Source organism: Deltaproteobacteria bacterium (assembly GCA_016930875.1).
Classification (GTDB): domain Bacteria; phylum Desulfobacterota; class Desulfobacteria; order Desulfobacterales.
Genome location: JAFGFW010000068.1, coordinates 1 through 13,810, shown reverse-complemented (window position 1 = coordinate 13,810; position 13,810 = coordinate 1). Strand labels below are relative to the sequence as shown.

Here is a 13,810-nt window from a genome sequence, read left to right as displayed (position 1 = left end):
CTTGCCATGATCTATATGACCAATCGTGCCTACATTCAAATGCGGCTTCACCCGCTCAAACTTCTTCTTGGCCATCTCCTTGCCTCCTTTTTATCATCTTACCATCTGTAATGAGCAAAGGCCTTGTTCGCCTCAGCCATCCTGTGTGTATCTTCTCTCTTCTTAATGGCTGCGCCCCGCTGGTTGGCCGCATCCATTAATTCAGCAGCCAACCTTTCAGCCATAGTCTTTTCGGAACGTTTTCGGGCAAAAGCTATAAGCCATCTGATTCCCAAGGCCTTCCGGCGAGTTTTGCGCACCTCAACAGGCACTTGATAGGTAGATCCTCCTACACGACGCGACTTGACCTCAATGATAGGCTGAATATTCTCCATCGCCTTTTCAAATACTTTAAGAGGAGGCTCCTTGGTTTTCTTTTCAATCATATCAAAAGCTCTGTACACGATTGATTCAGAGACACTCTTCTTGCCGTCCTTCATCATGCAGTTGATGAATTTGGATACCAATTCACTCCTATACTTCGGATCAGGCAAAATATTGCGTTTCGGCACTTCACCTTTTCTTGGCATACAAGTCTCTCCTTAGCTGATCATATTACGTGGTTCTATGGCTCAAGAAACCCTTCGGGGCGCTATTTAGACCTTTTGGCGCCATACTTTGATCGCCCCTGCTTTCGGTCCTGAACACCAATGGAATCGAGCGTTCCCCTAACAACATGATACCGAACGCCAGGGAGGTCCTTGACGCGCCCACCTCTAACAAGCACGACAGAATGCTCTTGAAGGTTGTGCCCCACGCCTGGTATGTATGCAGTAACCTCAATGCCGTTGGTCAAGCGCACTCTGGCCACTTTCCTCAGGGCCGAATTCGGTTTTTTAGGAGTAGCAGTATAGACACGTGTGCATACGCCACGCTTTTGAGGACACTGTTTGAGCGCAGGAGTGTTCGGCTTTTTTTGAACACGCTCCCTGCCTTTCCTGACCAACTGATTGATCGTAGGCATAATGCCTCCCCAACAAAAATCCGTAACCGTTTCGGCAAATCGTCTTGTGAAGGACCGACAATAGCCACAAAAGATCTTTAACTATAATATCGCACTCAGGATGTCAATACTTTTTTGGCCTTTTTTAAGTGTGAGCTATTTCTGCATCCTGAGCATGCGAGCCTCCCAAGATATCCTCAGGCAATTCCTCTCGAACCCCTTCAGCCCTTAAGACCATAGCAGCGTTTCGATACCTGCCCATGCCGGTGCCCGCAGGAATGATCCGCCCCATAATCACGTTCTCTTTGAGTCCCTTCAAATGATCCACTTTGCCCGCGATACTTGCCTCGGATAGCACCTTAGTCGTTTCCTGAAACGATGCTGCAGAAATAAAGCTCTCAGTACTCAACGATGCCTTGGTAATGCCCAAAAGGACGGGGTTTGCCACAGCAGGCCTGCCGCCCTCTGCCGCCACTCGACGATTAACATCTTCAAAACGGGTCTTTTCCACATGTTCTTCCAGAATAAAGCCTGTGTCGCCCACGTCCACAATTTTCACACGTCCCAACATCTGCCTGACAATAACCTCAATATGTTTGTCATTGATTCTGACCCCTTGCAAGCGGTAAACTTCTTGTATTTGATCCACGAGATACCGGGCCAGGGCTTGCTCGCCTCGAATGCTTAAGATGTCATGGGGGTTGGCCGCCCCACCGATCAGAGGATCCCCTGCCCTGAGAAAATCCCCCTCAACGACGTTTATGTGCTTTCCCCTGGGAATCAGATATTCTTTTTTCTCACCAACGTCAGCAGGGATTATGGTAATTTTTTGCTTTCCCTTTTTTGTCCCCTTGGCAATGTTCACATACCCATCAATTTCAGTAAGGACAGAGGCCTCCTTTGGTTTTCTGCATTCAAAAAGCTCTGCTATGCGCGGAAGACCTCCCGTAATGTCTTTGGTTTTGGTGGTCTCACGTGGCAGCTTCGCAATAACATGACCAGCGTCAACCATATCTCCCTCAGAGACCATGAGAATGGCCTCGGTCGGCAGAAAATAGCGGGCCATCCCACCTCCAGGCAGCTTCGCGGTTTTGCCTGCCTCGTCCTTAATGGAAATCCTCGGGCGAACATCAGCATCCTTTGCTTCCACAATCACGTAGCTCGCCTTGCCTGTTACAGGGTCAACTTTTTCCTTAAGCGTTGTTCCGGCAATGACGTCTCCGAACTTCACCTTGCCTCCAACCTCAGTAAGAATCGGGGTCGTGTAAGGATCCCACAGCACCACCAGATCACCTGCTTTGACCTTTTGACCGTCCGCTACCCTGAAATGGGCGCCGTAGATGACAGGATATCGCTCTCGCTCACGGCCCTTCTCGTCCACAATGGCCAACTCCCCGCCCTGGCGATTCATGACCACATGTTCACCTTCCACGTTCTCAACCGTGTGCAGATCAATATACTTCACCTTGCCGGCGTTCACTGCCCTAAAGTCAGCCTGTTCTGCCGCTCCACGGGCGGTGCCGCCGATATGGAAGGTTCGCATGGTAAGCTGTGTGCCAGGTTCACCGATAGACTGGGCAGCAAGAATACCGACTGGTGTGCCAATCTCCACGAACTTCCCGTTGGCCAAATCTCGGCCGTAACACCTGCAACAAACCCCATCTCGGGAACGGCAGGTGAGGGCCGAACGGATCCTGATCTTGATTAGCCCCGCATTGTCAATCTTGGCGACCCTGTCTTCATTAATCTCCTCATTGGCGCGGACCAGGATCTCATCCGTGTACGGATCCCTGATATCGTCGAGAGCTACGCGCCCAAGCACGCGTTCTCCCACCTTTTGAATGATCTCGCCACCTTCAACAAGGGACTCAACTTCAATCCCCGTGATTGTGCCGCAATCATCTTCAAAGACAGTGCAATCCTGGGCAACGTCTACCAGGCGACGTGTTAGATACCCTGAATTGGCAGTCTTGAGTGCAGTGTCAGCCAGGCCCTTTCGCGCGCCATGGGTCGAGCTAAAATACTGGAGCACTGTAAGGCCTTCACGAAAGTTAGCTGTGATCGGGGTTTCGATAATCTCGCCGGAAGGTTTAGCCATGAGACCCCTCATGCCAGCCAACTGCCGCATCTGATCTTTGCTGCCACGTGATCCAGAATCTGCCATCATGTAAATGGGATTGAAGCTTTGCGCCGTGATCGGTTGGCTGGTATCCTCCGAAACAGGCTGCCCATCCTCATCCACGACGGATGCGACCTTCATCTCATCCATCATTTCCTGGGCCACATCAGTGGTAGCCTTGGCCCAAATGTCAACTACCTTATTGTACTTTTCGCCCCCGGTTATCAGGCCCTCCGTGTACTGTTCGGTGATTTCAGCAACCTGCTTTTCAGCCATCTTGATGATATCCCACTTTTTCCGCGGAATGACCATATCATCAATACAAACAGATATCCCAGCCTTGGTAGCATATCTATACCCAATGTCCTTCAAGCGATCCGACAGGATGACCGTCGCCTTGCCTCCCAGGATTCTATAGCAGTAATTGATCAGCCCGCTGAGACATTTCTTGTCCATTGTTTTATTGATAAGATCAAAAGGAATACCGCGTCTCTTTTCCCCCATCTTGAATATGTGACAGTCTCCGTTCCCCTTGACAATGTCAGTAAACTCACCTTCTTGCAGCCCAAAAACCTCTTGCGCCTTCTGCGGACTAATCCCGAAAACGTCTTCCAGTATTTCCATCCGCACAAACCCCATGTCGCCGCCTACGTCACGGCTAACGCTTTTCGAGCTGGTCTGGGCTATCTGAACAAAATTCCCTCCATCTCTCAAGTCTGCCAGCGCGGCATCAGCCTCGTGTTTTGAAGAAATCATGATGTGACTCAAACGCACAATCGGTTCATTGGGCAGGACCTCTCTGAGGATGATACGCCCAACAGTAGTCTCAACGCGTTGGCCATCCATACGAACCGAAATACAGGCGTGAAGGGCCACCTCGCCTGCATCATAGGCAGATCGCACTTCCTCAGGATTCGCAAATACCTTGCCCTCTCCCTTGACGCCCGGAACTGCCCGGCTCATGTAGTAAATCCCCAAAACAATATCCTGCGTTGGAACGACAATAGGATCCCCATGGGCTGGCGAAAGGATATTGTTCGACGACAGCATCAGCACCCTGGCCTCAATTTGCGCTTCTATAGAAAGAGGCACATGGACTGCCATCTGGTCTCCATCAAAGTCGGCATTAAAGGCCGTACAGACCAACGGGTGGAGTTGAATCGCCTTGCCTTCGATGAGAATCGGCTCAAAAGCCTGCATCCCAAGACGATGCAACGTGGGAGCACGGTTTAGGATAACCGGATACTCTCTTACAACCTCATCTAGGGTATCCCATACCTCAGGGGTCTCCCTTTCAACGAGCTTTTTTGCGCTCTTGACTGTGGTCACCAACCCCTTTTCTTCAAGCCTGTAAAAGACGAAAGGTTTGAAGAGTTCCAAGGCCATTTTCTTGGGCAGGCCACACTGGTGGAGACGCAGGTCCGGTCCTATGACAATGACGGTCCGACCTGAATAGTCAACGCGTTTCCCCAACAGGTTTTGACGGAAACGTCCTTGCTTGCCTCTCAAGGCATCACTCAAAGACTTAAGGGGTCGCCTGTTCTGTCCCGTCACAACTCTGCCGTGACGACCATTGTCAAACAGGACGTCAGTTGCCTCTTGGAGCATCCTCTTTTCGTTACGGATAATGATCTCAGGGGCTCGCAGCTCCTGAAGACGTTTCAATCGGTTGTTGCGATTGATCACCCGGCGGTAAAGGTCGTTGAGATCCGACGTGGCAAAGCGTCCCCCTTCCAGCGGAACCAGGGGCCGCAAATCCGGCGGCAGCACGGGAATCACGTCCATGATCATCCACTCAGGCCGATTTCCCGAACCACGAAAGGCATCAACAACCTTGAGCTGTTTGGACAGTTTTTTCCGCTTGGTTTCCGATCCGGTGCTCAAAATCTCCGCCCTCAACCGACTGTATTCTTCGTCTAAATCAAGTCGTTCAAGAAGCACCTTGATTGCTTCAGCTCCGATGCCTGCCTCAAACTCATGGCCGTATTTTTCTAAGGCCTCTCTATACCTTTCTTCTGAGAGGAGTTGATGCATGGCAAGGTCCGTATTTTTGGGATCGGTGACAATGTAGGAATCAAAATAGAGGACCTTTTCCAGATCCTTCATGGCCAGGTCCAGAAGGTTCCCGATCTTGCTCGGCAGGCTTCTCAAAAACCATATGTGTGCTACTGGAGTGGCCAACTTAATGTGCCCCATCCGCTCCCTGCGCACCTTGGACTGAATAACTTCGACCCCGCACTTCTCACAGACTACACCGCGGTGCTTCATTCTCTTGTATTTGCCACAGTTGCACTCGTAATCTTTGGTCGGGCCAAAGATCTTTGCGCAGAAAAGCCCGTCGCGCTCTGGCTTGAAGGTCCTGTAATTAATCGTCTCGGGTTTCTTGATTTCTCCATAGGACCATTCATTGATCTTTTCAGCCGACGCCAATGCGATGCGTATGGCAGTATAGTTCAGGGGGTCCTTAGGTTTGGCAAAGAAACTGTATAGCTCTTCCAAGGCAATCTCCTTTTCTTAGGTTCCTTTTCTTTTTTCAAAAAGCTCGATATTCAAGCCCAAACCCTGCAGTTCCTTTACCAGCACATTGAAGGATTCAGGCACGCCCGCTTCAAGCACGTTTTCCCCTTTCACGATTTTTTCGTACATCCTTGTTCTGCCGGCCATATCATCAGATTTAACCGTCAAGAATTCCTGCAAAGCATAGGCTGCGCCATAGGCCTCCATGGCCCAGACTTCCATCTCGCCCAAACGCTGACCGCCAAACTGGGCTTTTCCGCCAAGCGGTTGCTGCGTCACAAGGGAATATGGGCCAATGGAACGAGCATGGATCTTGTCATCCACAAGATGGTGCAGTTTTAACATGTACATAACGCCGACCGTGACTTTGTTGTCAAAAGGCTCTCCGGTGCGACCGTCATACAGCGTTGTTTGACCCTTAGAGGGATAACCTGCTGACTGCAACAATTCCTTGACCTGAGCCTCCTTTGCGCCGTCAAAGACCGGTGTGGCAATGTGGAAGCCTTTCTCGAAACGCTTTGCAAGCTCCAACAACTCGTCTTCACCAAGGCGACCAAGCTCAGCCTTGGCCGAAGGAAAGAGCGACTTCAGCTTCATCCTTAAAGACTTGCGATTTTCAGAACGGATCAAACTGGTGATTTGGTCCCCCACCCCCTTGGCAGCCCATCCCAGGTGGCACTCAAGAATTTGCCCGACATTCATTCGGGACGGCACGCCTAGGGGATTTAGAACGAAGTCAACAGGAGTTCCGTCTTCAAAATAAGGCATATCTTCCTGTGGCAGGATGCATGAGACCACTCCTTTGTTGCCATGTCGGCCTGCCATCTTGTCACCCACCGAGAGTCTTCGTTTCATGGCGACATAAACCTTGACCATCTTGATTATGCCGGGCGGCAGTTCATCACCCTTGTCATACTGGCTCACTTGATTTGCAAAACGGCTACGCACCTCTTCGCACTGCTGTTCATAGAGTTGTACCACCTCCACGACCTGGGAAGCCTGTGAAGCATCTTTCAACTCAAAAAAAGACATGTCAGATACGGAGATCTTCGAAAGGACCTCAGACGAAATCTTCTCGCCTCTCTTGACAAGTGATTTCTTTCCTTTCTTGAAAGGAGCCGCGCAGGTCTGGCCTTTGAGCAACTCTGTGAGGCTTTCTCTGGCGACATCTTCAATAATGGCCAACTCGTCATCCCTGTCTTTTTCGAGGGCTTCTATCTCTTGTCTTTCAATGCTAAGAGATCTCTCATCTTTTTCCACGCCCCTCCTGGAAAAGACCTTGGCATCAATCACAATACCGGTTATGCTGGGTGGCACGCGAAGCGAAGAATCCTTCACGTCACCTGCCTTCTCTCCGAAGATGGCCCTGAGCAGCTTTTCCTCGGGGGAAAGCTGAGTTTCCCCCTTAGGAGTGACCTTGCCAACTAGAATGTCACCTGGTTTGACTTCAGCCCCCAGCCGAATGATGCCACTTTCGTCCAGATGTGTTAATGCCTCCTCTCCAACATTGGGAATGTCGCGAGTAATCTCTTCTTTGCCGAGCTTGGTATCGCGGGCCACCGCCTCAAACTGTTCGATGTGAATTGATGTGAATACTCCACCCCGCACCAAACGCTCACTCACAAGAATAGAATCCTCAAAGTTGTATCCGCCCCAGGGCATAAAGGCCACCACTACGTTTTTGCCCAAGGCAAGCTCTCCCCCGTCTGTGGCCGGTCCATCAGCAATGATGTCTCCTTTATCCACATAGGCGCCTTTCCTGACGATAGGACGCTGATTAAAGCAAGTATTCTGGTTAGAACGAGAATACTTGGTCAAGCTATAGATCCTCACCTGCTTGCCGGAACCATTACCACCCCTTCCGTGCTTGACCACAACTCGGCTGGCATCCACATCGACTACCTCGCCATCACGTTCGGCTACTACAGTAACTCCTGAATCTTTGGCCACTATTCCCTCTATGCCTGTACCGACCAGAGGGGCGCTGCTCACGAGCAACGGCACAGCCTGGCGTTGCATATTGGAGCCCATGAGGGCCCGGTTGGCATCATCATTTTCCAAAAACGGAATGAGGGATGCCGACACGCTCACCAATTGATCCGGGGAGATGTCCATAAACTTAATCTCATCTCGCTTAACCATGAGGAATTCACCTTCAACCCTGGCTGAAACCGTAGGCCTGAGAAATCGACCTTCGGCATCCAGTGGAGCATTTGCCTGGGCAATTGGGTAGTCTTTTTCCTCCAGGGCGCTCATGTATTTCACGGTGTCTGTCACCCGTCCATTTTCAACGACTCGGTTGGGTGTCTCAACAAAACCGAACGCGTTTACTCGTGCATAAGTACTCAGCGACACAATCAACCCGATATTAGGCCCCTCCGGGGTCTCAATAGGACAGATCCGCCCGTAATGCGTGGGATGCACGTCACGCACTTCAAAACCGGCACGTTCCCTCGTCAGCCCCCCTGGCCCCAAGGCACTCAATCGCCGTTTATGAGTCACTTCGGAAAGGGGGTTGGTCTGATCCATGAACTGGGAGAGCTGACTTGTGCCAAAAAATTCCTTAACCACTGCAGAAACCGGCTTGGAATTGATCAGATCGTGCGGCATCAACGTGTCGATTTCCTGAAGGCTCATGCGCTCCTTGATAGCCCGTTCCATCCTTACCAGGCCAACGCGGTATTGGTTTTCCAAAAGCTCCCCAACAGCCCGCACTCGCCGGTTCCCCAGGTGATCGATGTCGTCGGCAGGCCCCTGCCTGTCTTTCAATTCGACTAAGGTTTTTGTTGTGCGTAAAAGATCGTCTTTCATTAGCGTACGCACGTCGAGAGCAATGTCCTGCCCCAGGCGGATGTTCATCTTTAGACGACCAACAGCCGAAAGATCGTAATGGGAAGAGCGAAAAAAAAGCTGACGACACAATTCACGCGCCACTTCGACGGTAGGAGGATTGCTGGGCCTAAGCCTTCTGTAAATCTCCAAAAGAGCATCGTCATGGGTCTCCACCTTGTCAAGAAGCAGGGTCTTTCTGATGGAATCGCTGCTCGTAACGCCGTCGATGTACAAGACGTCAAAGGAGGAGAACTTGGCCCCCAGTATCCTATCAAACATTTCCTCATCGACGACCTCATTATGAGTGGCGACAAGGTCTCCGCTCTTTGGGTCCACCAACGTGTGAGCCAGGACTCTATCTTCTACATCTTTAGGTTCGATTGGTATGCGGTCAACTCCCGCTTCAACAAGTTGGCGGATAGTTTTCTTGGTGAACCGGTTCCCCTTCTTGGCGATGATCTCGCCAGTGACCGGGTCTTTCACCGACTTGGAGACGCGCTGATCCTTAAGAAGCTCTTCATCAAAGGCCTTGTAAAGGCGCTTTCCCTCCACCAGAATCTTTTCTGTGCGGTAGAAATAGGCCAAGATCTCCTCACCCGAGTATCCAAAGGCCTTAAGAAGCAATGTGACAGGAAATTTGCGGCGCCGATCGATCCGCACATAGACAACATCCTTGGGGTCGATCTCCAGATCTATCCAGGATCCCCGTACCGGGATAATTCTTGCCGTATACAGAACCTTGCCGCTGGAATGAGTCTTGCCCTTGTCGTGATCAAAAAACACCCCGGGGGACCTGTGAAGCTGGCTTACCACGACCCGCTCAGTACCGTTGACGATGAAGGTTCCCCGGTCTGTCATCAGGGGGATCGTGCCAAAATAGATTTCCTGCTCCTTGATATCACGAATATTCTGGACCCCCGTCTCCTTGTCCGTATCATATATGACAAGTCGAACCGTTATTCGAATCGGAACTTCGTACGTCATTCCCTTGTGGAGGCATTCCTGTTCGTGATACTTCACATCCCCGAAGCTGTAAGAAACAAACTCAAGATAAGCAGTCCCGGTAAAATCCTGGATGGGAAAGACGCTGGTAAAAGCGGTCTGAATGCCCACATCCTGTCTTTTCTCGGCCGGAACGTCACGCTGCAAAAAGCGGGCATAAGAATCCCGCTGCATTTCGATCAAATTTGGAAACGCAACGATCTTTGGAATCGTTCCAAAGCTCCTTCTTAGGCACTTACTTCCCGAAAGCCTGTTTTGCATAATATCTCCATGTTCGTTACTTGATTTCGACAGATGCACCTGCTTCTTCCAGTTGTTTCTTTACCTCTTCAGCTTCCTCCTTTGAAACCCCCTCCTTGACCGGTTTCGGGGCTTCATCAACAACGGCCTTGGCCTCTTTTAAGCCCAGACCGGTAATGGCCCGGATTGCCTTGATGACCTGAATCTTCTTGTCACCTATTTCGCTCAGAATGACATCAAATTCCGTCTTTTCCTCTGCCTCGGCATGGGCAGCGCCTGCGACAGGTCCTGCAGCCACAGCCATTGGGGTTGCAGCTGACACACCGAATTTATCCTCAAGCTCTTTGACCAATTCGGAGAGTTCAAGCACCGACATATTGGAAACAAATTCTATTACATCCTCTTTCGTAACATCAGCCATTATATACATCCTCCTTTATTAATAAAATCGCTACGCGATTTTATGAAACGCGGCTACGCCGCTCAAGAAAAAATCCCCGCACTGTCAAGTTTTTCGGTTTAAGGGGATGTCTTCTGCTCTTTAATGGCGTTCAAGACACCCAAGAAACTTCTTGGCACACCACTTAGAACCGTTACCAATGATCTGGCAGGGCCGCTAAATACGGAAAGCAGTTGTCCCAGCAAGGCCTCGTGGGACGGCAGCCTGGAAAGTTGTTTGATACCCTCCATATCAACAACTCTGCCATCAATGACGCCAGCCTTGACTTCCAAGGCAGCATGCTCTTCGGCAAACTTCACAAGCACTTTGGCCGGGGAGACCGGATCGTCATAGCTTATGGCCGCCGCAGAAGGTCCGGCAAAATAGTCCTTCAAGAGCGCTGTGTCGGTTCCGTCAGCAGCCCTTGACATGAGTGTGTTCTTTACCACTCGGTACTCAACCGATGCCTCCCTAAGTTGCCTTCGCAACCTATTCATGGCAGACGTATCAAGGCCTCTGTAGTCCGTAAGGACTAGCGATTTAGCCTTGGATAGCTTTTCGTGAAGGGCCTCTACCAATTCTTTCTTTTCCGCTCGCTTCAAAAGTCTGTAACCCCTCCTTTCTTATCTGCCTAAACCACAAGGTAAAACGAGAAGGCATCGCCATCGGCCGCCTGTCGGCAATTAGCCGAAAAGAAAAATGCTCAACAGCATGTCGATATACCCCATACGGACTGTCTTGGCAGGCGAGTGACGCTTTAAACACCTTGCTCGAAGGCATACCTGCGGTCTTTGACAGACTATTTTTTTGCTTCCCCAGTTAGCTCTCAATGACCTGAGGATTTATTTCAGAATGGTCTTTACATGGGCAGGATCTATCTTAATGCCAGGCCCCATGGTGGACGAAACGGAAATCCCTTTTAGATATGTGCCCTTGCTGCTGGCCGGTTTGAGACGAATGATCGTATCGAGAAAGGAAGTGAGGTTTTCCAACAGCTTTTCCACGCCAAAAGATACTTTCCCCACTGACGCATGAACAATACCCGCACGCTCGACTTTGAAATCAATCTTGCCTGCCTTCAAATCCTTTACAGCGCTGGCCACTTCAAACGTAACAGTGCCGGTTTTTGCATTCGGCATCAACCCCCTGGGTCCAAGAATCTTGCCAATACGCCCGACCGCGCCCATCATGTCCGGAGTCGCAACAGCCTTGTCAAATTCCAGCCAGCCTTTCTTGATCTTTTCCAGCAGGTCGTCGTTTCCCACAATATCCGCCCCTGCTTCCCTGGCCTCCGTCTCTTTCTCACCCTTTGCAAAAACCAAGACCTTGACTTCTTTGCCCGTGCCATTCGGCAACATGACTGAACCGCGGACCATCTGATCGGCATGTCTGGGATCCACCCCCAAACGCACTGCAACGTCAATGCCCTCATCAAATCTAGCATAAGACATGTCCACGGCAAAGTTCAATGCCTCCGCAAAATCGTAAGACTTGTTCCTGTCAATTCGCTTTGCTGACTCACTGAATTTTTTCCCACGTTTTCTCATAGTAAAGTCTAGAACCCCTTTCGCCATCAAACTACTTCAATCCCCATGCTTCGAGCCGTGCCTTCTATGATCTTGCAGGCGCTATCCAAGTCGTTTGCGTTCAAATCCACAAGCTTCATCTTGGCTATTTCTTCGACCTGAGGCCGTGTCACTTCGCCGACCTTTTCCCGCTTTGGGTCACCGGCGCCTTTGGCAATCTTAGCTGCCTTCTTCAGCAGGACTGATGCGGGAGGCGTTTTTGTGACAAAGGAAAATGAGCGATCCTGATAAACAGTGATCACTACCGGTATGATCATCCCCTCTTGACCAGCGGTTTTTGCATTAAAGGCCTTGCAGAATTCCATGATGTTGACCCCCTGCTGTCCCAAAGCTGGGCCAATGGGTGGGGAAGGGTTGGCCTGCCCGGCCGGAACCTGCAACTTGATCGAACCTATCATTCTTTTTGCCATGCGCTTTGTGCTCCTAATGTGTTTTTAGCCACTACAATCTTTCGTAACCGTTCACGGGTTCAGAGGTTCAAGGGTTCAGGGTTTAGCAAAAACTAAACCGTTGATTCGTGGTTTCATCCCGCCGTACGTCTGGCGGGCTGGCTTACGAGCAAGGTTAACGAAAGAAAGATAACCCTGAACCTGTGAACGCCTACACCTTGCTTACCTGAACAAAGTCCAACTCTACCGGGGTGGGCCGCCCGAAAATGCTAACCATGACCCTGATTTTGCCCTTGTCTGGTTTCACGTCTTCCACTGTCCCTGTGAAGTTCGTGAAGGGACCGTCAATGACTCGGACATCCTCTCCCGGCTCAAACAGATATTTCGGTTGAGGCTTGAGCTTTCCGGCCTCTACCTGGCCCAGGATCTGTTCGGCCTCCGCATCAGTCAACGGGGCGGGCGTGTCTCGGCCCCCCAGAAAGCCGGTTACCTTTGGCGTGTCCTTTACTATGTGCCAAGTGTCCTCATTCAGTTCCATCTGCACAAGAATATAGCCAGGGTAGAACTTCCTTGAGGATGTCTTTCTTTTTCCCTTGACCAGTTCCACAACCTGCTCAGTAGGGATCAAGACCTTGCCAATATGCTCAGGATGAGCCGAAGATGCAAACTGCTCTTCCAAGGCAGTTTTCACCTTGTTCTCATACCCCGAGTAAGTATGAACTACATACCATTTAAGAGCCACGCTTTATCCTCATTAGTCAGACGTCTCGGATTTTCTACAACTTGTTGAGATTACATGTCTGTTGCAGGCAGTCTATCAGTGCCTTAGAATGATTCCGCTACTCTATCACTCCAATTGGGGCGAAGCCCCTAAGTTCACTATTATTGAAGCACCAAACGAATCAGAGAGGACAGCCCCACGTCCACCAAACCGAGAAACGCAGAAACAATAAACACCAGGACAATGACAACGGCCGTAGATGCCATGGCATCTTTTTTGGAAGGCCACGTAACCTTCCTGAGTTCTATTCTTACCTCCCTGAGAAACTGTGTCGCCTTCCCCCAAAAGGCCAGTTGAATCCCCCGCCCTGAGGGCGTGATTGTTTTGGGAACCTCCTTCTTGCCCTTCACTAACTCCTTTGGCTCAGCCTTTTTCTGATATGTCAAGTCTGAGACCAAGGGTTTCTCGGGGCCCCGCTGGAGATTATTCTCCTTAACGGCTTTTTTTCGACCCTTCTTCTTTGTCGATGCTGGCCTTTTCTTCTTGAGACGTCCCATGAATCTCCTTTTTTGGTGAACACCTCGTATAGTGGCAGGCCAGGAGGGATTCGAACCCCCATCACCCGGATTTGGAGTCCGGTGCTCTAACCGTTAGAGCTACTGGCCTGCAATAAGAGTACGTCCCTTGCAGGTCCGTCACATTCCAACCAACTACTTGGTCTCCTTGTGCAAGGTGTGTGTCCGACAAAATCTGCAGTACTTCTTAAATGCAAGCTTTCCCTGCGTTGTTCGTTTATTCTTGGTTGTCGTGTAATTCCGGCGCTTGCACTCGCTGCAGGCCAACGTAACAATGATCCTCACGTTTTCACTCCTTCTGTGTCGGGCTCGTTGTGCCCGCTATTCCAGTATTTCGCTGATAACGCCGGCCCCTACCGTACGACCACCTTCGCGAATGGCAAACCTGAGCTCCTTCTCCATTGCTAT

At 50.6% G+C, this 13,810-nt stretch carries 12 protein-coding genes and 1 tRNA gene; all 13 read right to left on the bottom strand.

Translation table 11 applies throughout. The annotated features are described in order from the left end of the window. Positions 1 to 98: 98 nt before the first annotated feature. Positions 99 to 569, bottom strand: a complete 471-nt coding sequence (gene rpsG / locus JW883_06890; GenBank protein ID MBN1841992.1) for a 30S ribosomal protein S7 — start codon at positions 567 to 569, stop codon at positions 99 to 101. Between the two features lie 62 nt (positions 570 to 631). Then, positions 632 to 1,003 carry a 30S ribosomal protein S12 gene (locus tag JW883_06885; protein MBN1841991.1) on the bottom strand — a complete coding sequence of 124 codons (372 nt, stop codon included), beginning with the start codon at positions 1,001 to 1,003 and terminating at the stop codon, positions 632 to 634. A gap of 124 nt (positions 1,004 to 1,127) precedes the next feature. Continuing rightward, a complete protein-coding gene (gene rpoC, locus JW883_06880; protein ID MBN1841990.1) occupies positions 1,128 to 5,600 on the bottom strand; it encodes a DNA-directed RNA polymerase subunit beta' in 4,473 nt (1,490 codons plus the stop codon). A 15-nt stretch (positions 5,601 to 5,615) separates the two neighbouring features. Continuing rightward, complete coding sequence (gene rpoB / locus JW883_06875) at positions 5,616 to 9,713, bottom strand: DNA-directed RNA polymerase subunit beta (protein MBN1841989.1); 4,098 nt, start codon at positions 9,711 to 9,713, stop codon at positions 5,616 to 5,618. A gap of 16 nt (positions 9,714 to 9,729) precedes the next feature. After that, entirely contained in the window at positions 9,730 to 10,113 is a 384-nt protein-coding gene (gene rplL, locus JW883_06870) for a 50S ribosomal protein L7/L12 (GenBank protein ID MBN1841988.1), read from the bottom strand. Positions 10,114 to 10,211: 98 nt separating this feature from the next. Then, positions 10,212 to 10,733, bottom strand: a complete 522-nt coding sequence (locus tag JW883_06865; GenBank protein ID MBN1841987.1) for a 50S ribosomal protein L10 — start codon at positions 10,731 to 10,733, stop codon at positions 10,212 to 10,214. Positions 10,734 to 10,973: 240 nt separating this feature from the next. Next, positions 10,974 to 11,678, bottom strand: a complete 705-nt coding sequence (locus JW883_06860) for a 50S ribosomal protein L1 (protein MBN1841986.1) — start codon at positions 11,676 to 11,678, stop codon at positions 10,974 to 10,976. Positions 11,679 to 11,704: 26 nt separating this feature from the next. Further along, a complete protein-coding gene (gene rplK, locus JW883_06855; protein MBN1841985.1) occupies positions 11,705 to 12,127 on the bottom strand; it encodes a 50S ribosomal protein L11 in 423 nt (140 codons plus the stop codon). Between the two features lie 190 nt (positions 12,128 to 12,317). Beyond that, positions 12,318 to 12,848 (bottom strand): transcription termination/antitermination protein NusG, encoded by a 531-nt coding sequence (gene nusG / locus JW883_06850; protein ID MBN1841984.1) that lies wholly within the window; start codon positions 12,846 to 12,848, stop codon positions 12,318 to 12,320. Positions 12,849 to 12,988: 140 nt separating this feature from the next. Further along, complete coding sequence (gene secE / locus JW883_06845) at positions 12,989 to 13,384, bottom strand: preprotein translocase subunit SecE (protein ID MBN1841983.1); 396 nt, start codon at positions 13,382 to 13,384, stop codon at positions 12,989 to 12,991. Positions 13,385 to 13,416: 32 nt separating this feature from the next. Continuing rightward, a tRNA-Trp gene (locus JW883_06840) sits at positions 13,417 to 13,493 on the bottom strand. Between the two features lie 44 nt (positions 13,494 to 13,537). Continuing rightward, complete coding sequence (gene rpmG, locus JW883_06835; protein ID MBN1841982.1) at positions 13,538 to 13,687, bottom strand: 50S ribosomal protein L33; 150 nt, start codon at positions 13,685 to 13,687, stop codon at positions 13,538 to 13,540. A 36-nt stretch (positions 13,688 to 13,723) separates the two neighbouring features. After that, on the bottom strand, positions 13,724 to 13,810 hold an 87-nt coding region (locus JW883_06830; GenBank protein MBN1841981.1), incomplete at its 5' end, for an elongation factor Tu.

Excerpts from the sequence above, each read along its gene's own strand:
- rpoB (MBN1841989.1), bottom strand. The coding sequence starts at position 9,713 with ATGCAAAACAGGCTTTCGGGAAGTAAGTGCCTAAGAAGGAGCTTTGGA.
- rpsG (MBN1841992.1), bottom strand. The coding sequence starts at position 569 with ATGCCAAGAAAAGGTGAAGTGCCGAAACGCAATATTTTGCCTGATCCG.
- rplL (MBN1841988.1), bottom strand. The coding sequence starts at position 10,113 with ATGGCTGATGTTACGAAAGAGGATGTAATAGAATTTGTTTCCAATATG.
- JW883_06860 (MBN1841986.1), bottom strand. The coding sequence starts at position 11,678 with ATGAGAAAACGTGGGAAAAAATTCAGTGAGTCAGCAAAGCGAATTGAC.
- JW883_06885 (MBN1841991.1), bottom strand. The coding sequence starts at position 1,003 with ATGCCTACGATCAATCAGTTGGTCAGGAAAGGCAGGGAGCGTGTTCAA.
- secE (MBN1841983.1), bottom strand. The coding sequence starts at position 13,384 with ATGGGACGTCTCAAGAAGAAAAGGCCAGCATCGACAAAGAAGAAGGGT.
- rplK (MBN1841985.1), bottom strand. The coding sequence starts at position 12,127 with ATGGCAAAAAGAATGATAGGTTCGATCAAGTTGCAGGTTCCGGCCGGG.